This window comes from Roseateles sp. FW305-36, from assembly GCF_058787015.1.
The window spans coordinates 15,900-35,713 of the sequence record NZ_JBYSZK010000006.1 but is presented as its reverse complement, the minus strand read 5'-3'; the positions used below and the strand labels follow the sequence as shown (position 1 = coordinate 35,713).

Genomic DNA, 19,814 nt, shown 5'->3' with positions numbered 1-19,814 from the left:
AGAGTTAGGGGGATGGCAGCCCGATCCGCGTGTCGAACTTGGCTCGCTTCACGCCGAAGAAGGCCTTGATGTTGCGCACATTGGCGTCCTGGGTCAGCAGGCGCTGGGTGAAGGCCTGGTAGGCGGGCATGTCGGCCACCTGCACCACCAGCACGAAGTCCGGGCCCGGCGACACGCGCCAGCATTGCTGCACGGCTGCTTCCTGCACCGCGCGGGCCTCGAAGGCGTCCAGGTGCTCGGCGCCCTGGCGGTCCAGCGTGATCTCCAGGATGGCCGACAGGCCGGCGCCCAGCCTGTCGGGAGACAGCAGCGCCACCCGGCGCTCGATGATGCCCGCCTCGACCAAGCGCTTGACCCGCCGCAGGCAGGTGGCCGGCGACACGGCGACGCGGGCGGCCAGGTCCTGGTTGCTCAGCGAGGCATCGGTCTGCAAGGCGTCCAGCAGCCGAAGATCAATGGAATCAAATTCATTCAAATATGTTCTCCAAATGAATGAAAATTTCATCAGCTCGCTGTTGAGAAATTTTCGTTCATATTTGCGTGGATTTTGCACCCATATGCCGTGCGAGCCTGCCTACGATTTCGCCATTCCCAAACGGAGACCCATCCATGTGCGGCATCGTCGGCGCGGTCAGTCAGCGCAATATCGTTCCCATCCTCGTTGAAGGCCTGAAGCGCCTCGAGTACCGCGGCTACGACTCCTGCGGCGTGGCCGTGCACCAGGACGGCGGACTGCGCCGTGCGCGCTCCACCTCCCGCGTCGCCGAACTGCAGACTCAGGCCGACCAGGACGGCATCAGTGCCGGCACCGGCATCGCCCACACCCGCTGGGCCACCCACGGCGCACCGGCCGTGCACAACGCCCACCCGCACTTCTCGCCCGGCCCGAATGCATCGGCCGATGGCGTGGGCCGCATCGCCCTGGTCCACAACGGCATCATCGAGAACCACGACGAGCTGCGCGCCGAACTGAAGGCGCGCGGCTATCAGTTCACCAGCCAGACCGACACCGAGGTCATTGCCCACCTGATCGACCACCTCTACAGCGGCGACCTGCTGGACGCCGTGCAGCAGGCCCTGCCGCGCCTCAAGGGCGCCTATGCCGTGGCCGTGTTCTGCCGTGACGAACCGCATCGCGTCGTGGCCGCCCGCGAGGGTTCGCCGCTGGTGCTGGGCGTGGGCGAGCAGGAGAACTTCGTCGCCTCCGACGCCATGGCCCTGGCCGGCGTGACCGACCAGATCGTCTATCTGGAAGAGGGCGACGTCGTCGACCTGCAGCTGGGCCGCTACTGGCTCAGCCGCCTGGACACGACGACCGGCCGCTACGGCGCCGTGCAGCGCGAAGTGAAGACCGTGCACGCCCACAGCGGCGCGGCCGAGCTCGGCCCCTACCGCCACTACATGCAGAAGGAAATCTTCGAGCAGCCGGTGGCCATCGCCAACACGCTGGACGCGGTGACCAGCATCAGCCCCGAACTCTTCGGCGACGGTGCCTATCGCATCTTCAAGGAGGTCGACAACGTCCTCATCCTGGCCTGCGGCACCAGCTACTACTCGGGCTCCACGGCCAAGTACTGGCTGGAGAGCATCGCCAAGATCCCGACCAGCGTCGAGATCGCCAGCGAATACCGTTACCGCGACAGCGTGCCCAATCCGCGCACCCTGGTCGTCACCATCAGCCAGAGTGGCGAGACGGCCGACACCATCGCCGCGCTCAAGCATGCCCGCTCGCTCGGCATGAAGCACACGCTGACCATCTGCAACGTGTCCACCAGCGCCATGGTGCGCGAGTGCGAGCTGGCCTACATCACCCGGGCCGGCGCCGAGATCGGCGTGGCCTCCACCAAGGCCTTCACGACCCAGCTCGTCGGCCTCTTCCTGCTGACCCTGGCGCTGGCCCAGACGCGTGGGCACCTCAGCGAAGCCGATGAAGCCGAGCATCTGAAGGATCTGCGCCACCTGCCCGTCGCCGTGCAGGCCGTGCTGGCCCTGGAGCCCCAGGTCATCGCCTGGAGCGAGGAGTTCGCCCGCAAGGAGAACGCGCTCTTCCTGGGTCGCGGTCTGCACTACCCGATCGCGCTGGAAGGCGCGCTCAAGCTCAAGGAAATCAGCTACATCCACGCCGAGGCCTATCCGGCCGGCGAACTCAAGCATGGCCCGCTGGCCCTGGTGACGGCCGAGATGCCCGTCGTCACCGTCGCGCCCAACGACGCGCTGCTGGAAAAGCTCAAGAGCAATATGCAGGAAGTCCGCGCCCGCGGCGGCCAGCTCTACGTCTTCGCCGACGGCGACACCGCCATCGAGAGCGAAGCCGGCCTGCACGTCATCCGCATGCCCGAACACTACGGCGCGCTGAGCCCCATCCTGCACGTCGTGCCGCTGCAGCTGCTGGCCTATCACACCGCCTGTGCACGAGGGACGGATGTGGACAAGCCCCGCAATCTGGCGAAGTCGGTCACTGTCGAATGACAGGAGTCGGCTGCGTGACTCCTGTGACTCCAGCAAATAAAGACCGTCGGGCTCAAATAAAGACCGTCGGATGTTTTCCACACTGTGAGAGTGTAGAAATCATCTTTAACGAGCCAGGGGTGAGCCGAATGAAGGTCTTCGGCTCATCGTTCCAGCCCTAAGCGGCGCCGGCGGCCGCTGGGCCCCTCTGGAGGTCATGCAGCCCGCGCAGCGCCACGGCCGCGGCTAGAGCAGCAAGCGTGGCCTGAGAGATCTCTGATCTGTCCATTGCCTTGATCAAGTCAGGCACCGCATAGCAGAGGTGTTGCTCGCCTCGCCCAGCACGACGATCGACTGTGCCTTGGCGGGCTGATCGGTCTGGCGCACGGTTTCGACATCTCCGCTCTCGGTCTCGAACCAAAGCGTCCTGGGGCGTTCGAGCCGGCCTATCGGCGCCTTGAGGCTGAACAGGGGGGCGTAGACGAAGCTCAACAATCTTGGCGCGTCGTGGAGATCTGGTCCGCCCGCCGGGGGAGAAGCCTGAGCTACCCGGCGCGGCGCACTGGCTCATGCGGGCCAACATCGAGTTCAAGGTGGACCCGGACGGGCACTTCGTGATCGAGACCGGGACCGAGGTGGTCGACTACTGGCCGGAACGGCAGAGCTGGAAGGTGCGTGGCGAGCTGCTGGCCGACGAGCAAGAGGGCCTGAACGAGCTGATCATGTTCTGCCGCAGAAGAGAGTAGGCGCTTACAGAGAATCTAGGTCGCGGCTTGCCTGCGGCTACGTGTGTTCCTGAAAGTTCTGCGATTTCAATAATTTTCCATAATGGGGGTGGGCGATGCTGTCCTGGAACATAGGCGTGGAGGGGCGAAAGTGGAACGCCAAAGAAGTGAGGGCGCGGGCAGTGCTCATACCGCCTCGCATCGAGGTGATCGATGGAATGATGCTCTGGTCCGACGAGGAGCGCATGCAGCTGTTGGCGATGCTGCTTGAGAACGTCGGCACGCAGGCTGCAGTCAAACTGGGCAGTCCAGAGATCTGGAAACAGGCGCTGGATCGGGTCGCTCAGTCCTAGAACACCACCTCCGATGACATCCACCGAACGCAACCGCTGCAGCCAAGCCGAATTCGACGCCCGAGCTGATGCCGCGTGGACGCGGTTTCAGCAGACCGGTTTTGGCGTACCGGCCCAGGAGGTTGTCGCCAAACTGCGTGCGCAGTTGGAGGCACGCCGCCGGGAGCTGCAGGGCAAACATCGTCCTGCCGACCCAACAGCTCCAGCGCGTCCTCGCTGAGACATCCATCAAAGCATCGGAGTTCGAATGACATCGCAGCGGAAGCAACGAGGCAAGGTCAATCGCCTGATGAGTAAGCGTAGTGTGGGCGCTAGGCTTGAAGATCGGCGGTGGGATTGCATGCCTCCTGTCGGCCGTGAGTTCGGGAGCCCAGACTTCGAGCGGCTGATGGAAGAGGACCATCGCCTCGGGGTTGGGGTTTTTGATCCCGCGCTTCGCGAGGCCCTCGCAGCCAAGGTTAGGCCCAAAACCAAAGACTAGCGCGCCGACGCCACGAGGCCGCAGCTAGGTCAATTGTTGCGATGACTCCCACCAGATAGCTGCTTCACCCACTGAACGTGGCGCCCAGGCCCTGGCATTGGCGGTGCTCTCAGCGGTACGGCGCGAGTCTTCCGCGCCCTACTCTGGATCTTCACCAGTCACTTGGCGGACGATTTGCTTCACAGTGTTCCATTCAGCCGGGCCCAGGCCATCACGCAGTCCGGCATAGATTTGTTGAATCAGCTCGGACCGCGCCTTACTGACCTCTGCAGCACAGTCTCCGTCTCTGGGCCGGACAACAGCGATACGGCTTAGGTCGGACCTAAGCACGCCCAGTCGTGTTGCCAGGTCGTAGATAGCTTTGCTTTCCTCATCACTCGCGACGCTTGACGCCTTCGTGAGCCTGCGGTGAATTTCCTTTGCAGCCTCCGCGATGGGGGCAACCCTCTCCCAGTCTGCGGTGGCGTCTTTCGCAAGGCTCTTGGAGCTCGCTTCCATCTCTGTGAGACGAGCGTTGAGCGTTGGCAAAGAGATTTGCTCTTCCGCCGAGACCCTGTAGGCCAGGCGACCATACTTCTGCCCCAGGAGGCCCAGCTCCCGCCGAACTGCTACCCAGTTGTCGTCTTCTTCGAATCCGTCGCGACGGGCGTTTGGCACAGCGGCGCCCGGTTCGATGAAGATCTCTCCCACGTACCACTCGGCGAAGCGAGCGTACGAGAGGCGCGGCTGGTCGCCCTCATACGTATTCGCGAAGATGTCGCGCATGATGTCTGTGCCATCAATCTGGATGTTGCGCGCACGGATGCGAACACCTTGCGTATTGACGTCTTTGATCGCGCCGCTGATGCGTTTCCGGCCTACCCAACCCCACCATTTGCCGGTCGGGGATGTGACCCAGTCAATGTCGGTGAGCGGAGCCTGTACCTTCTTGACGGAGTAGGTGGGACCATATGGCTTGAACAGCTCTTCGAACGGGTCTGTGCCTGACCGGAGGAAGAGCCGGATGACTTCAATCTCTTTGCCCTGCCTGGTGGCTTGCTCAAGGATTTCCTTCTTGTGCGGAAACGCCTCGGAGTACGGCAAGGGCGAGACTTGGGTCAGGAAGCTCTTCAGCGCCTTGACGTCGAGGCACTCCTTCGGTGGCTGATGAAAGCCGGTCAAGCGCACCTCGAAGAAATGTCCTTGGATCTCTGTGCTCGGCGTGACATAGGCTTTGACGCAGCGAGAGAGAGTCTTGGATGCATCATCGTGGTTGTTCTCTGGCTCCAAGAGTGCGCGAAGCTTCTTTGCGTCAAATTCAACGGTGGTCGTGACGTCATCACCTCTGGCCTTGGTCTTGAACGTGACGGTGTCGCAAAAGACGATGCCAGCCAGCCTTCCAATGCCACGGAAGCCAGCGTTCTTGCGGAAGTCCTTTCTCGAAGCGCCGATCGAAACCAGCACCTCCACCGCGCTGGTCGACTTGAGGCCGCTGCCGTTGTCATGAATCACCAACTCTCGGCCCGGTACGTCCAGCGTTACTTCAACACGCATCTCCTCAGGCTGAATGATCTGGTCACGGACGGCCTGCCTCAGAGAGTCAAAGCTGTTTTGCACGTACTCTCGAATTGCATTCCGTGACTCACCGTACATGCCCATGGTGAGCGTCTCAAGGATGAAGGCGCCGAAATGGGGCAGAACCGGCCTGCTCTCCACGTTGTTATTCATCCGAGTCCTCACTTAAGAATTCCTGCATTTCGAGCTCGTCTTCGTCCGGTAGGTTCGCGGCATCGACGTCCATGTTTTCAATTGCTGCGTCAGTCGGCATGTCTTCGGCATCTTCAACGCTCTTTGAGTCCCTCACGCCGATGAATCCCCGGCTCGGAGAGATCGTGGTCAGGTCTTGGCGGCCAACGCCCTGGAGGTCCAGCAGGCCCTCGGGCAGCCCGTAGCGGTCAACCACATGGCGCAGGAGATCGTCGATGCTGACGGTCTCTTGGCTGAACACGAGGCTCAGGTTGCCTGGAAAGGCCGGCCCCATCGCTGCCATCAGGTTGTGCTCGCCCACAGCAATCTGTTGCACCGCCAATGGCGTCACTGCCTGGCGCAAGTCGAACGTGACGCGAACAGGCAGCTTTGCTGGCTTGGCGGTGGGTAAGAACAGGGCGGGGCTGTCTGCTCTGGTCAGGCACTCGTGCATGGCTTCGGAGACGCCGTCGAACACCTCATCAGCCATGAGATCAAATAGTTCTTGCAACTGCCATGCGCGGGGCACCTCTCTTGCGGCAACTTCATCGAAATAGGCAGATGCCAGCATCCCTGCATAAACCGCAGCAGCTTTGTCTGCAGGCATCGTCCGCAAGAGCGCAAGAAGCTTTTCAACCATCTTGCGTGACAGGTGCATCTGCTCTTGCAGTGCCGCGTCAGAAACAAGCCTGGCGAGCACGGCGGCATCCTGAAACTTGCCTGGCAACTCATCATGCTGGAACCGTTCGATGAACTCTTCGCCTGCTGGCACCGGGCCGTTCAGGGAAGCGAGGATGGGGGTGATGGAAGCAGGCAGGGCTGTCGGGTCCGGAGGCATAGACGCAGTCGCGCAAACTGCGCGTGCGTTTCTCTTGCTCAGCGGTTGACTGCTTGCCCTGCCGCCTTCAGGTGCGAGCTGAACTGCTGTCGCGACATAGGGCCTGGGACCGATACCGAGGGCATAAGCGATGAGCCGGCTGTGGGTGACGCTACCAGCCTGATGCAGGGTCGCGCCGAAATAGAGGCTATCCAACAAGACTAGATGGTCTGCCTGGGTACGCTCGCGCAACTCCATCACCAGCGTCGGATGCGGTGCAGGAACCGGGTTCCAGCGCTCCTTCCCGGTCACTCGACGAAGGTCGCCGTCGATAGCCGCCTGGTCGGCCTTGGCGAACCAGTCGTCCTTGCGGTCGCGTGTCAGCAAGACGACCGTCTTCACGTTGGCGGTGCCTGCGACGTGAGCGAGCATTTCTTCCCAAAGGATGAGGTCGCCGAACTTGTTGCTGCCCTTCTTTTCAGTGTCCTTCTTGATGCGATCCCGATAGCCGGGTGGCAAATCCTGCGTGTAGCGCGTCTCGCCGACATGACCCAGTCGGTCCATCAAGTCGAACACGACAGAAGAACGACAGAGCCGTCCTGCCATCCAGTCACTGATTTGCTTCGCCGCCTTCGTGTAGTTCCAGCCGGCCGCCTTGTTGGTGACCTCCATGACCTTCTTGACGACGTCGTCGAGTTCTCTGTGAAACGCCCCCGCTGAGAAGTTTGCCTCGAAGGGGTCATCCGCGTACTGGCGGGCCAGTGAGGTGTAGCGGCTGACAGCCTCGACAAGTTTGGTTCGTTCCTCAGCCAGCTCGGCGCGCAACGTGTCGTGGTTGTGATGCCGGTAGTACTCGTGATAAGTCCATAGCGGCACATGGATGCGGTCTCCGAAGGTCGCTGCCCATGCGATGAACTGTTGTCTCGAGTCGTCGCCGCCCTTGGTCAGCCACATCACGAAGGAAGTGTCGACGTACACCACCGTTTCGGGGTCGCGAAGGACCTCGGCTGATTGGCGAAGGAAGGTGTTGGCGTCCCAGCCTTGACCGTCGACGGGATAGCTCAGCGGCGGTCGGTTTCGCTTCCCCGCAGAAGCCACGGTGACATCGGAATCACCGACGGCTTTGCCCGGTGTGGGAGTGTCAGCGGTTGCCGAGGCATCGGATGCGGTCGGTGAACCTGCGGACATGCCTCTGGCGGTCCCTGCGGGCATCGACTTGCGTCGCCCCCGCTGCCCAGATCTCTTGTTATTGCCCATGGCGCTCATTAGAAAAGCCAGCGTCGATGACAGTCCTGCCTCCTAGAGGCGGGCGCTGGCGCGGGCATGGTAGCCGAGCACACCCCGCGCTGCGAGGGCGCCCGGCCCAGTCGGCGCCCTGGCGTCTGGCCTGGGCGTCCGGCAAAAGATCCGCTGCGTAAAATGCAGTCTGTCGCTGCAAAACTACATGGCCGAAAGGGATAAACCCCACCGGTCGGTTGGGGATCGCGTTAAAAGCGATTTTCTGGCTAAATCGCTGCCGCAGCCGAGCCTCAAAGATTTGCACTAACCGGCTGCAAGGTAGAAGTGGGTGACGACGCTACGTTTCGAAGGTCAGATTGGTTTCTGCGGACACAGAAGGGTCTTCACCGGCTTTGCTGCTGCTGGTGACCTCGTCCGGGCGAGCTATGTAGACACGCTGGACGATCAGGGGCGCGGTTACCAGCGCCGGATGTCTCGCGACCACAGCTTGGAGTTCAAGCGCTATATCCAGCAAGAGGGGGCGACGTCCATCCCTCTGACCTTCAACCTCCGGCAGGAGCTGGCGGCGCAATGGCAGCTGCTTGAAGCGCCGGGGGCGCGCAGCGCGACCCTGGTTCTTGAGTTGGGCACGGGGCCGGTGCTGAGTCAGGTCGACGGTCAGCACCGTCTGGGCTTTATGCAGGACAGCCCCATCCAGTTCGCGTTCATGACCTACTTGGGTCTATCCGAGGCTGAAGAGCGGGATGTCTTTGCTGTGATCAACGGCAAGGCGAAGGGGTTGAGCAGCAGCTTGCTCGACTTCATCAGCGCGAAATCGTTGGGTAGCGAACTGGGCAAGATTTCTCCCGCGCTGTTCATCGCGCTTGGGCTGAACAACGATCCCTCTTCGCCGTGGTGCGGAAAGCTGGACTTGGGCGGTGACCGCACCGTTGGTACCAAGCGCATTGCTTCGCTGCGAACGATGCACCAGGCGGCATCACGCTTGATCAAGGAGGCCAAAGCGTCCGACAGCGCGTCAGCAGAAGAGCTGTTGGCGCACGCGGTCTCATTCTGGCGGGCCGTGGTGATGACGCTCCCCACGCAGTGGGCCAATGACCGACGCCACATGCTGACCAAGGGTATCGGCGTCTACGCGCTCATGAGCCTGGCTGGCCTTTTCATCCGTGAGTGCGTTGGCCAGCCCATCACTGTCGACTACTTCGTCGCCAAGCTCTCAGATTTCGTGGACCAGGTCGACTGGTCCAACCATGGGCCCCTAGAAGGATTCGGGGGGGCCAAGGGCGCCGACATGGCGTTCAAGATGATCCTGGAAGTTCGCAAGGACGCGCTCAAGCGCGTCGGTCAATATGCCTAATAGAAACATCCTGCTCATCGAGCCAGGGTACAAAAACAAGTACCCGCCGCTGGGCCTCATGAAAATCGCCGCGTACCACGGCCCCTACGGCAAGCGTGACAACGTCGTCTTCGTCAAAGGCGATAGCGATTCGCGCGTGCATGAACGCCGGTGGGACCGGGTCTACATCACGACGCTCTTCTCCTTCGAGTGGAAGGAGATTTCGAAGTCCATCGACTACGCGCTGCACATCGCTGGCAACCCCAAAAAGGTGTTTGTCGGGGGCATCGCGGCTTCCCTGATGCATGAACAGTTCATGCAAGAGGTCCGCTGGCGTGGCGTCCGTTTCATCAAGGGTTTGCTGAGTGATCCGCCGGCGGTGAGCCTGCAGCTCGATGAATTCGAGGAAGAGCTGTACTCGGATGACCTCACGGGCCCACCGATTGAAGACCTGGTCCCCGACTATTCCATCCTTGACCAGATCAAGCCGCAGTATCAGTACCCCGTCCACGATGCCTACTTTGCGTATGCGTCTCGTGGATGCGTTCGCAAATGCCACTTCTGCGGCGTGCCCAAGCTGGAAGGCGCTCAGCGTGACGCGCAGTCCCTAACCGCGCTGGTCAAGGCCATTGACGAGCGGTACGGTCCGCGTCGGGACCTGATGCTGATGGACAACAACGTCGCAGCCTCGGCCAACTACAAGAACATCATTGCGGAAATTCGCGACCTGGGCTTTGTGCGCGGCGCCAAGCTCTCGCGTCCCGGCAAGGTGCCGGTGCAGCGTCGCGTCGACTTCAACCAGGGCGTCGACGCGCGCATCCTGTCCAAGGACATCATGTATTTGGAGCAGATGGCCACCATTTGCCTCAAGCCTCTGCGAATCGCGTTCGACCACATCGGCGTACGCAAGCCTTACGAGACGTCCATCCGGATGGCTCACTCTGTGGGGTTGAATGAGCTGTCCAACTACATGCTCTACAACTTCCACGACACGCCTGCCGACCTGTACCAGCGCATGCGGCTGAACATCGATCTCAACCTGGAGCTTGGCTGCCGCATCTTCTCGTTCCCGATGCGCTATCAGCCGACGGACATGAAGACCAGGTCGCATATTGGTGAGCACTGGAACCGGTACTACCTGAGGTCCATGCAGATCATCCTGCAGGCCACGCATGGCATCGTCAGCGGCTCGCCCAAATATTTCCAAGAAGCCTTTGGCGGCAGCGAGGCGGAGTTCGATGACTTGTTGCTGCGCCCGCAGCACATGCTCTTCAACCGCTTCTGGTATCAGACTCATGGAGGCCGTGCCGAGTTCGACGAGTTCCTCAAGGCCTTCAACGTGTTGACCGAGTCAGACAAGGCCGACCTTGCCAAACTGCTCAGCAACTCCGAGCCGCGGCTTTACGGTTCTCTGGCGTCGGAGACCACCAACTCGAACCTGAAGAGAGTGTTGCCGTTCTACGGTATCCCGTCGAAGACCGAAGAGGCGGAGATCTGGGCCAAGATGAAGCTGATTGCAAAGAACAAGGACGACGCGCCCGAGATTCCGGAAGACGAGCGCGTTGAGGATGCAGGCCTGCAGGAGGCAGCGTAATGAATGAAATGACCACCCCCATCAGCGTTACTGGCCTGAAGCGCGCACCGGAGCGGATTGCCGAAGAAGTCGTCGTCGGCAAGGACGTGATCGAGTTGCTCGCGGGGGCGATGTATGCAGACCCGTTGACCGTCTATCGTGAGTACGTGCAGAACGCGGCCGATGCTATCGATCAGGCGCGCGAGCAGAAGCTTCCGTTTCCCGAAGGCCCGAACGTTTCGATCCGCTTTGACCATCAAGAGCGTACGGTGCGCATCCGTGACGTGGGTGTCGGACTGTCCGGCGCAGACTTCACTCGTCGGCTCTCATCGATTGGCGCCAGCAAGAAGCGTGGTGAAAGCCTGAGGGGGTTTCGCGGTGTCGGGCGCCTGTCTGGACTGGGATATTGCCAGGAGCTGGTGTTTCGCAGCCGCACGGAGAAGAACACCAAGATCAAGGAGTTGCGGTGGGACAGCCGGGTGCTGCGCGAGAAGCTCCGTGACCCTGAGTACAGCGGCAGCCTCACCGACCTTGTGAAGGAGGTTGCGACGGTGACATACGTCGCGGACGGCACCGACTACCCGGACCGGTTCTTCGAAGTTGAGATGCGCAAGGTCATCCGCATCAACAACGATTTGTTGATGAACGAGGACGAGATTCGCCGTTATCTGTCCGAGGTCGCTCCTCTGCCGTTCTCGCCGGATTTCACCTTTGGCCCGCGCATCAGAACTTGGCTGGCGGAGAGGGGCATCGGCGAGCCGATCACCGTAGAGCTCAACGATGGCAAGGGGCAGGTTTATCACCGTGCTGTGAACGAGATCTTGGTTTCCAAGGTTGGCATCACGACTTTCAACGATGTCGAGCTGCACGAGATCAAGAACTCGGCTGGCGACTTGCTGGCGGTAGGTTGGATGCTCGACCACGGCTACATCGGGGCGATTCCTCGGTCCAGCCGGATGGCCGGCATCCGGCTTCGTGTTCGCGATGTCCAGGTGGGTGACGAACGCATCCTGGCTGACCAGTTCACGGAAACCCGATTCGCCATGTGGGCGGCCGGGGAGTTCCACGTCGTCCATCCTCGCATCGTGCCCAACGGTCGCCGCGATGAGTTTGAGCAATCGGTGGCGTACAACGAACTGCATGACGAGTTGAAAGCGTTCACGAAACGCATCGGCCAAACTATCCGAAGCCGCTCGGACAGCCGGATGAGAAAGCGGCGGGCGCGGCTGGCGCTGGTTTACGCACAAGCGTGGCTTCAGGTCGCCAATTCCGAGCACCATGACACCATTCGACAGGTGGCAGCCGGCGAGGCTGAAGGCCAGCTCAAGCAGATCGACAAAGAGGGAGCGCGCATCGAGCTGGAAGCCGATCTCCTGAAAGAGGCGACCAAGGCAAAGGGCGTCGTCAAGAAGCTTCTTGATGGTTTTGAGAACGACAAGCCCAAGGGTCGGCCCCCCATTGGCAAATCCAAGGGCGCCTTCGCAGCGGTCACGGCCATCTTGTCGTCAACCACCCAGATCAAGAAGGCGCTGCCCATGGCGGAGCGGGTGCTTGCTGCGATGGAAGGAACGGTCAAGTAGGACCGTCTTGAAACGAGCTCTCAGTCCCGGTTTGCGCCGATGAGGGCTCGCAGCAACTCAGGCTTTCGCAGCTGCAGGTCGGCCTCGTCGATCTGATTGGAGTCCGACTGCGCGTAGCGAGCGAGTCGGTGCTTTTGCTCCAGCGAGAAGTCGATGAACTCATCGACAGTGTGGCTGGCGATCAGCAGCACGATCTCGCAATCCTGCGTCTGCGAGATGCGGTGGATGCGGTCTTGAGACTGCAGGTAGTCGACAAGGTTGAAGGTTCTGTCGATGTAGATCGCGACGTTCGCCTCCGTCAACGTCAGCCCCTCACGAGCCGCCGCGGGATTCGCGAAGAGCAGTCGTGTCTCGCCATCTGCCTTGAAGGCACGCACCGCGGCATCTCGCTCATCGTTGGTCACTTCGCCGTGGATCACCACGGGATTCCAGCGCGCATACCGTTCGCGCAGGGCATCGATGTTGCCCACGAACGAGGACCAGACGATGACCTTTTGCTTGGGGTCTTTGGCGAGGTATCTGTCGAGCAGGTCGTCCAAGACCTGAAACTTGCCTGGCGTCTCGAGGTAGCTCGTGTCGAGCAAACCGGGATTGGAAGCCAGTTGTGCGAGACGGACCATCCGCGCCAGGATGGCGTCTCCCCGCTGGATCACTTGTTCGCCATCAAGCGAGCGCACCATGAGCTCCAGTTCTTCACGCATGGCGTCGTACATCCTGCGTTGCGCACCTTTCAGGTCCACGACGATGCGGCTGTAGCGCTTCGGCGGTAGATCCAGTGAGGTGGCCTTGGTCCTGCGAAGGCTCTTGGAGGACACGCGCTCGCGCAACTGGTCCACGTTCTTGTAGCCGTCGGCGCCAGACCGGTATGCCGCCTGGAACTCTTCAAACGATGTGCCCAGACTCTCGCCATCGTCCAGAAACAACATCTGGCTCCACAGATCCTCCGGTCGGTTGGCCACGGGTGTACCGGTCAGGATGTAGCGCCGGGCTGCATGCGCACGAAGGGCAAGGATCGCCTTCGTCGTCTTTGCCTCCGGGGTCTTGATGCGGTGGCTTTCATCAAGCACGAGGGCGATGGGCTTGAACTTCAGAAGCGCCTTCAATGAGGCAAGCTCGCCATTCACCGCTTCGTAGTTGATGATGTAGAACGCGGCCTTGAGACTGCGAAACGCCATCCGGCGAGCGTTGTGCCCTGAGCCGAACACGGCGTATGGGAGCGAGGAGAACTTCTCGACCTCCTGGGCCCAGTTCGTTTTGAGCCCATTTGGACAGACGATGAGGCCAGCGCTGAGATGCCCGGCTGCGATCTCGCCCGCCAGCGCGTCGATCAGTTGCTTGCTCTTGCCCAGGCCCTGTTCGTCAAAAAGGGCCGCTCGTTCGTTGTCCCGCAGGAAACGCGTGCCCTCTTCCTGATGGGACAACGCCAGGGGAATCGGCTTGGAAGCGGACATGTCTAGTGCAGAAGCAGGGTGTCAGGCACATGGATACGGCGCACGTGCTTGCGTCCAATCAAGCCCACGTCGATGAGCACGCGGTCCAAGGCGTAGGCACAAGACCTGGGCACAGCCAGGTACAGCGGGCAAATGACTGATCCCTCGCGCATGCGGGCGTGTCCCAGGACGCGAAGCTGTGCACGGGTATGAGCGTTGTCGATATCCGTCGCCGTCTTGGCTTCGGCGAAGCCGACAAGGCCTTGCATCTCGTGAACGCCGCAAGCGTCAGGGCGCACACCCCTGATCTCAAACGGCGGTGGAAGGTCGGACCAATCGCCTGCCTGCTCGATGCGTCCGTCGAATCCAGTCAATCGGAAACCGTCTGCAGTCATCTTGCGGGCGCACCACAAGAGCAGCGACTGATGGGCGTGACTAGGCATGCAAGGCCTGCGATGTGGAAGTCGCTGCAGACCGCCGCCTGGCAAAGTGCTCGGCGTTCTCCAGCACCGCCTCCAGTTGCTCTTGCAGCGAACGCACCACCTGCAGTCTTTCGGCGCTCGCGGCCAGCTCCGTGAGCTCCACCATGGTGATCTGCTGCAGCCGCGCCCTGGCTTTCTCCAGGGTCAAGTAGAGCTCATGCTCCTTCGGGTCCGTTTTTGCGAGCAACTCCTCAGCCGCATCGAAGCCCTCGATCTGCAAGAGCTGCAGCGTGTCATCGCGCTCGAGCACTTTGGGCAGCTTGCGTACCTTGGCACCCGTGTTGATCTGACCGTCGCGAACCCACGCGGAAAAGCGCTCGGGAAGGTCCTTGATGACTTCGGTCTGCTTGCGCAGACGCGTGCTGCGCAGGAACTCTAAAAAGTAGGAGAACTTGGACCGGTGCTCGGCATCCGTCGGGTCCCGCGTGATGGGAAAGTAGAGACGGTCCATCATCTCGGCCGCCTCGACGTGCTGCCGAACTTCCATCGGTGTCATGCGATAGCGTTCTGCGACTTCTTCGTGGATAAGGCCGGTCGCTAGAAGCGAGCGCATCTGCAGCGCCTTCTCGTAGGGCGCCCAACCCCTCACCGAGCCCAGGTGAATCTCGTTGAGCAGATCCTGGATCACGTTCTCCGGCGTGCCTTGGGGGATCAACCAGGCGGGCAGGCGCTGGAACTTGGAATCACCGGGGTGATCTTCCTTGGCCGCACGCATGGCAACCACACGTCGGTTCCCCTCAGCCACGGTCATGTCATGACGCAAGTAGATGGGCTCCTGCACACCGCCGGAGAGCACGATCGACCTCTTGAGGCCTTCGGTGTCTTCCTGGCTGGTGAGGAGCAGCGTACACGCCGGATCGCTGCGCTCGTCGGCGTCCAACTGGCGCATCGAGAAACCGACGCGCGGGTTGGTGACATCGAGTTTGACGTTGTCAGGATCCACCTCGATCAGAGAAAGCACGACCGAGGTGCCTTGGATGTTGCGTGTGTAGCTGGCAGTCATGGTGTTTCTTCAAATGCCGTCGCACAAGTCGACGAAGCGGTCCAATGAATCCTTGAGGTCGCGCACGATCCTCTTGGCGCTCCCTACTTTGTCCTTGCGCACGCGCTGGATGTCGTCAAGTCGTGCGCCATCGAGGGCGTCGCTCATCTCGCGCATGAGCTTGAACAGCGGCGACGTGAGCTCGGGCTGAGCGAGATTGAGCACTTGCCGAGCCGCCTCAGCACCTTGGGCCCGAAGCGCCGCCAGTGCGTCCTTGTTCTTGACGAAATCGACCAGCTCCCGGACATCGGCGCCTTTGGTGATTCGCTCGGTGCCGACCCATTGAACAAAATCATCAAGAGCGCGGTGATCGTTGGCGACCCAGTCGCGCAGCTCGGGCTTCTTGAAAAGTTCGACGAAATGGCTGAACTTGTGAACCGCCCCTGGACTCGGATACTGAGGCAGATAGCTGTTCTTCATCGCCCCGAAGGCGCGCATGCTTTGATTGACCGCGGTCTTGGATGTCTTCAGCAGCTTGGCAATTTCGTCCTGGGTCAGGCCGAAGCTGTGGGCCAGCTTGTAGATGTGACCTGCCTTCTCAAACGCCGACCATTTGTTCTTTCCTCCGACATGTAGCTCCCCAAGCAAGATCGCGACCTGTTTCTCGGTGACGTCTTCGGGAAGTACCCTCGCTGGAATGGACAACCACGTTGGGTCTTTGAGGTTCTCGGCGAGCTTTCTATAGACAACGGTACGGCAGTTGCCTTCGGCGACCACGCCATCGTGTTTGACGATGATGCGTTCAACCAGTCCGTTGTTGGCCAGGACCGCCTGATACAGAGCGCGCACGCCAGGATCGCTCCAAAGGAGATCTGTGAGGCCTCGCTGCAGCTTCTCGCCTTGACCATACGAGCTGATGGAGACGGTGTTGGCGACGCGCGGGTTGGTGGGATCGAGTTTGACGTCCGCCAGCGGCAGATCGATGCAGCGGACAGTGACTCGCTGCTTGTCCAGCGTGATCTCGTCGATCAGCTCGACGTTTTCTTTTCGCACAAGCGCCTGCTTCGGGTTGGACTTAGGCGGCATCTCGCCTCCTTGGTCGCGTCGTCGCGATCTCGGCGATCGCCTCGGCAGCGGCGATCAGATCCATCAGTGCTTTTCTCGCCTTTGACTCAGTCTGGAACAAGCCAATGGCCTTCTGGTCAACAGCTGACAAGGCCTGCGTGGTCTTCTCAATGCTCTTGAGCAAGGTCGAGCCGACTGTCGGGTCGGCCTTCTTCAAGGTCTCGACCGCAGGTTTGAAGCCCTCTTTGGTCAGGACCGCTTTGGCCTTGGGGTTGCTCAGCAGCGAGGGCAGATCCTTCATCTCTTTGCCCTGGATCTTGTCTTCAGCGATCAGCGATGCGATCTGTTGCCGATCCTGTGGGCTGTCGCGGTAGGGCTGCAGGTTCCGGCGCTGCATCAACTGAAGGGCATGGCTGAACTTGCTTTCGAGCACCGCCTCACGGTCGACCGGGCCATCGTCCTTGATCAGCGGAACCACCTCGTCTACAAGGAACCGATAGGCGTCACGGTATTGCTGAATCTGCTTCGCAGTCATGCGCGTCGCGTCCATCACCTGTTCCTCGGTGGCACCCTCCTCATCCAGGAGGCGATGGATGTCGTCTGCCTTCGCGGCGGGCCGCCAGGTCGTCTTGCCTGCAATGTGGTATTCGGCCATCAGCAACTGCACCGTCACCTCCGGCACGCTCTTGGAGAGGCGCATGACCGGAACCGTGGACCACGGCGCCTTGTCTTGGTCGGCTTTAGCCAAAAAACTCACCGCCGCGAACCGCGTGTTGCCCTCTACGATGCGACCGTCATGGCGAACAATCAGGGGGTCGTGCAAACCTCTTTGCTTTCGGATTTGCTTCTGAAGGCCGGGATAGCCGGCTTGAGCGCGGACGACCTCAAACAGCTCTTCAGCGCTCTTCAGCGCTCTTCGGCTTTTTGCGAACGCCATGGACGAACAAGAAGCGAATGCGAGGGTTATCGGGGTCAAGGCGTAGCTTCGAGATGGGCACGCTCTCGAACGTCACGGGGACTTGGACGCCAGCGATCGTCAGGCTCGGCATGTCTTCATTCGACTTCTTGACCATTTGAGTACCTTCCGGTATCAGAAATTTAGCCGATACTGCGCCTTGGATTGGATACTGTCAAGCGTCTTGGTGCGCCGAACCCACATCCACGATGTGGCCGGGCTCGTCGAGCGGCAAGCGGCAGGCGGCGGGCTCTACACGGCGGCACCCCTGGAGGCGACGTTCGCTGTCGCTCGACCAACCGCCGCAAAGATGGCGGCTCGTGTGAGCGGCAGGCGGTCGAGCTTCGACACCTTGGCCTTCAACTCGGGGATCCGCTGGCAAAGGTGATGGAGCCTGATGCGTTGAGCACTCTCCCGTTCGACCAGTTGAAGTGCGATGCTGCGGACCTGGTCCGCCAACTGCCGATCCCGAGCATCCCAGTCCACCCGTATCTTCGGCACACGCACCGCGCGGGCCATGTTGGCAACCATCTCGTCCAGCCAGTCTCGATCGTTTCGGTACAGCCAGGCGTAGACGGCGGGCTCGGCCATCCGTGCCGCCTTCACACCGGATAGCGGGTTGGCTGAAGCGATGCGTTCCCATCGCCGCCGGTTGTATCGCCGTGCGCTCTCGAAACCAGCTTGCTTCCAGGCGACATGAAGGCCGACCTCCGTTCTCAGGAGCGTCGTCACCGTTTGGACCGATACCTCCGCGTGCGACGCGGCTTCGGCCTTTGAAACACCCTTGCGAAGCAGAGCGATCAGGCGCGTTCGCGCGTCGCCCTTGAGAGACTTGGGCCGTCTGGGCGTCGCGATGCCGGCCGCCGCCGCCCATGCCATGCCTGTGGCCGTGTCGATGCCTGTCTCTTTCGCCGCCGCCGACGTAGATCTTCCAGCGGCGAGCAGCGCGAGAAAACCATCGCGACGTGGGTCAAGCGCGGCATGGTCAGCGGGCGATGGGGATCTGCCGACTCGTTTGGGCGGTTCGCTGACCAACGCGATCTCCGCCAGCAGCTCGTCCAGATCCTTGAACAGCCAAGCCGCCAGCGCCAGTCGCCTGATTGGATGCATGCGGTAGGGCTCACCGGCGATCTGCTTTGCAATCTCGGCGCTGGCTTTTTCGCTGGAGCCGGGAAGGCCGCTGAGTTGCTCAACCTCCAGCAGAGGCGCCGTGAACGAGGCGTAGGCATCGCCAGAAGCTGTGTGCCGAAGTCTCTGGGTCGGACCCGTGAGCAAGCCCTTCCTGGCGAGTGCTGCCCGAAACGCCGCAGGCATTGCCGGTACGGCCAGCGCCACGCCGGGTTCACCGACTGCGCCGGCAACCATGTCAGCAAGCTTCCTGACGCTGCTCGCCGGTTCGGCCGCCGGCGGCAGTTCAAGCTGATCGAACGACGGCAAGACCCAGTGGAATCTCGATGTGCCTGTGGCCTTGAGGTCCGAAGCTTGCAGCCACCCTCCATGGCGCCGGCAAACCCAGATGCCAGGCAGCTGATGCTCGCGATGCCAGTACGGCGTGGCGTGATTCTGCGCGTCCTCGACCATGCAGTCGCGGCATGCCTTGAGCGGGTGATTCGCTCTGAACCGGCTCGTGAGAAGGCCGAGCTGGAACTTCAACCCGCCAGAAGATCCTTGGGCGGCCGCGCTGAGGGCCGCGTCGATCAAGTTCTGGCTCGCGAATCGAAGATACAGCGGTAGAACCGTTCGTTGCTCGACGATGCTGTCCGCGCTGCCGAGCGCATCTCCAGCGACCGACAGCAAGTAGTCGAGGCGCGCCGGAAAGTCGTGGGCGCATCCCTGGCGCGGGTGACCGAAGAGCAGGCGGCACGTCGTCGATGACAGGCGATTCCCACTGGCGCGGTGGTATCGACTGCAAAGGCTGAATAGGGTCTCGTCCGGCAACCAGGACTCCGGCAGGCCGAGCTGCAGGGAGGCCAGCGTCGACACGGCGCCGTCGAGCACGCGCAGCTACGGCAACGGCCGCAAGTGCGTGCCTTCCTTGGCTGATTTCTTTCGCCTGGCGATGTCACTCAATTCCTGCGCGCGCCGCAGTGCCATAGACGCTCGGTGGATGTGGAAGGCACCGATGCAGATCAAGGCAACGGAAAACCCGACCCACATGACGAGGTCGATTCGGTCCTTGCCGGGGATCGGCGCGATGGCAACGCAAATGCAGAACGCCGCCAGTACCAGCATGCTGAAGCCGAACTGCCGCTGCCGGCGGCCAATGACGTGCGACGGCTCTGCCATGAACTGATCCAGCGAATCTTGGGCGTCGCTCGCGATGCGCCCCTGGTGGTCACCCAGGTCAGCCTTACAAGCGCTGTCAATCAACCAGCCGCCCGCTAGGAGCAGCGCGATCGAACTTGCGCCGAGCGCCAACGTCCCCGATGAAATTCGCTGGGGGGGCAGGGCAGCAATCGCGAGCATGCATGCGCAGGCGAGCGCCAACAGTAGGGTGCCAGCGGCTCGCCGGCGACCGATGCTCGTCAGAGCGTGCGATTTGGGCTCGACCACCAGGTCATGCAGGAGTTCATCCAGCATCGCCGCCACTGAAGAAGCTCCGTCCGGCGGTGTCTTGCTGTCCACG

At 61.4% G+C, this 19,814-nt stretch carries 17 protein-coding genes; 6 read left to right on the top strand and 11 right to left on the bottom strand.

Going from position 1 to position 19,814, the window contains the following annotated elements; translation table 11 throughout:
* Nucleotides 1-4 precede the first annotated feature (4 nt).
* Nucleotides 5-475 carry an Lrp/AsnC family transcriptional regulator gene (locus tag AC3WOE_RS12650; RefSeq protein WP_492690894.1) on the bottom strand — a complete coding sequence of 157 codons (471 nt, stop codon included), beginning with the start codon at nucleotides 473-475 and terminating at the stop codon, nucleotides 5-7.
* A 134-nt stretch (nucleotides 476-609) separates the two neighbouring features.
* On the opposite strand from AC3WOE_RS12650, the gene glmS reads away from it, so the two are divergent.
* Nucleotides 610-2,469: a glutamine--fructose-6-phosphate transaminase (isomerizing) gene (glmS, locus tag AC3WOE_RS12645; protein ID WP_492690892.1), complete on the top strand. Its 1,860-nt coding sequence runs from the start codon at nucleotides 610-612 to the stop codon at nucleotides 2,467-2,469.
* Nucleotides 2,470-2,745: 276 nt separating this feature from the next.
* On the opposite strand, the gene AC3WOE_RS12640 is transcribed toward glmS, so the two are convergent.
* Nucleotides 2,746-2,940, bottom strand: a complete 195-nt coding sequence (locus tag AC3WOE_RS12640; protein WP_492690890.1) for a hypothetical protein — start codon at nucleotides 2,938-2,940, stop codon at nucleotides 2,746-2,748.
* Between the two features lie 77 nt (nucleotides 2,941-3,017).
* On the opposite strand from AC3WOE_RS12640, the gene AC3WOE_RS12635 reads away from it, so the two are divergent.
* Both AC3WOE_RS12635 and AC3WOE_RS12630 read left to right on the top strand, forming a co-directional pair.
* Nucleotides 3,018-3,194: a hypothetical protein gene (locus AC3WOE_RS12635; protein WP_492690888.1), complete on the top strand. Its 177-nt coding sequence runs from the start codon at nucleotides 3,018-3,020 to the stop codon at nucleotides 3,192-3,194.
* A 95-nt stretch (nucleotides 3,195-3,289) separates the two neighbouring features.
* Nucleotides 3,290-3,526, top strand: coding sequence for a hypothetical protein (locus AC3WOE_RS12630; protein ID WP_492690887.1), 237 nt, complete (start codon nucleotides 3,290-3,292; stop codon nucleotides 3,524-3,526).
* A 619-nt stretch (nucleotides 3,527-4,145) separates the two neighbouring features.
* On the opposite strand, the gene AC3WOE_RS12625 is transcribed toward AC3WOE_RS12630, so the two are convergent.
* Together AC3WOE_RS12625 and AC3WOE_RS12620 are read right to left on the bottom strand one after the other, a co-directional pair.
* On the bottom strand, nucleotides 4,146-5,714 hold the full coding sequence (locus AC3WOE_RS12625; protein ID WP_492690886.1) for an ATP-binding protein: 1,569 nt from the start codon (nucleotides 5,712-5,714) through the stop codon (nucleotides 4,146-4,148).
* A complete protein-coding gene (locus tag AC3WOE_RS12620) occupies nucleotides 5,707-7,806 on the bottom strand; it encodes a PIN-like domain-containing protein (protein WP_492690885.1) in 2,100 nt (699 codons plus the stop codon). Before AC3WOE_RS12620 ends, AC3WOE_RS12625 begins: the two co-directional genes overlap by 8 nt.
* A gap of 310 nt (nucleotides 7,807-8,116) precedes the next feature.
* Here AC3WOE_RS12620 and AC3WOE_RS12615 point away from each other — a divergent pair, with 310 nt between their 5' ends.
* From AC3WOE_RS12615 to AC3WOE_RS12605, 3 genes are read left to right on the top strand one after another with little or no spacing between them, the layout of a single operon-like run.
* Nucleotides 8,117-9,142: a DGQHR domain-containing protein gene (locus AC3WOE_RS12615; RefSeq protein ID WP_492690884.1), complete on the top strand. Its 1,026-nt coding sequence runs from the start codon at nucleotides 8,117-8,119 to the stop codon at nucleotides 9,140-9,142.
* A 58-nt stretch (nucleotides 9,143-9,200) separates the two neighbouring features.
* Nucleotides 9,201-10,715 carry a radical SAM protein gene (locus tag AC3WOE_RS12610; RefSeq protein WP_492690883.1) on the top strand — a complete coding sequence of 505 codons (1,515 nt, stop codon included), beginning with the start codon at nucleotides 9,201-9,203 and terminating at the stop codon, nucleotides 10,713-10,715.
* The gene (locus AC3WOE_RS12605; protein WP_492690881.1) at nucleotides 10,715-12,274 is read left to right on the top strand and encodes an ATP-binding protein; all 1,560 of its coding nucleotides are present in this window, start codon (nucleotides 10,715-10,717) and stop codon (nucleotides 12,272-12,274) included. The genes AC3WOE_RS12610 and AC3WOE_RS12605 overlap by 1 nt, the downstream gene beginning before the upstream one ends.
* 20 nt (nucleotides 12,275-12,294) lie before the next feature.
* On the opposite strand, the gene AC3WOE_RS12600 is transcribed toward AC3WOE_RS12605, so the two are convergent.
* The 7 genes from AC3WOE_RS12600 to AC3WOE_RS12570 form a co-directional block, all read right to left on the bottom strand.
* Entirely contained in the window at nucleotides 12,295-13,725 is a 1,431-nt protein-coding gene (locus AC3WOE_RS12600; RefSeq protein WP_492690880.1) for a DEAD/DEAH box helicase, read from the bottom strand.
* 2 nt (nucleotides 13,726-13,727) lie between these two features.
* On the bottom strand, nucleotides 13,728-14,147 hold the full coding sequence (locus tag AC3WOE_RS12595) for a hypothetical protein (protein ID WP_492690879.1): 420 nt from the start codon (nucleotides 14,145-14,147) through the stop codon (nucleotides 13,728-13,730).
* Entirely contained in the window at nucleotides 14,140-15,189 is a 1,050-nt protein-coding gene (locus AC3WOE_RS12590; protein WP_492690877.1) for a hypothetical protein, read from the bottom strand. Before AC3WOE_RS12590 ends, AC3WOE_RS12595 begins: the two co-directional genes overlap by 8 nt.
* A 9-nt stretch (nucleotides 15,190-15,198) precedes the next feature.
* On the bottom strand, nucleotides 15,199-16,254 hold the full coding sequence (locus tag AC3WOE_RS12585; protein ID WP_492690876.1) for a hypothetical protein: 1,056 nt from the start codon (nucleotides 16,252-16,254) through the stop codon (nucleotides 15,199-15,201).
* On the bottom strand, nucleotides 16,244-17,170 hold the full coding sequence (locus AC3WOE_RS12580; RefSeq protein ID WP_492690874.1) for a ParB N-terminal domain-containing protein: 927 nt from the start codon (nucleotides 17,168-17,170) through the stop codon (nucleotides 16,244-16,246). The genes AC3WOE_RS12585 and AC3WOE_RS12580 overlap by 11 nt, the downstream gene beginning before the upstream one ends.
* Before the next feature lie 270 nt (nucleotides 17,171-17,440).
* Nucleotides 17,441-19,186 carry a TnsD family Tn7-like transposition protein gene (locus AC3WOE_RS12575; RefSeq protein WP_492690872.1) on the bottom strand — a complete coding sequence of 582 codons (1,746 nt, stop codon included), beginning with the start codon at nucleotides 19,184-19,186 and terminating at the stop codon, nucleotides 17,441-17,443.
* A 6-nt stretch (nucleotides 19,187-19,192) separates the two neighbouring features.
* Nucleotides 19,193-19,813 carry a hypothetical protein gene (locus tag AC3WOE_RS12570; protein WP_492690871.1) on the bottom strand — a complete coding sequence of 207 codons (621 nt, stop codon included), beginning with the start codon at nucleotides 19,811-19,813 and terminating at the stop codon, nucleotides 19,193-19,195.
* Between the last annotated feature and the right edge of the window lies 1 nt (nucleotide 19,814).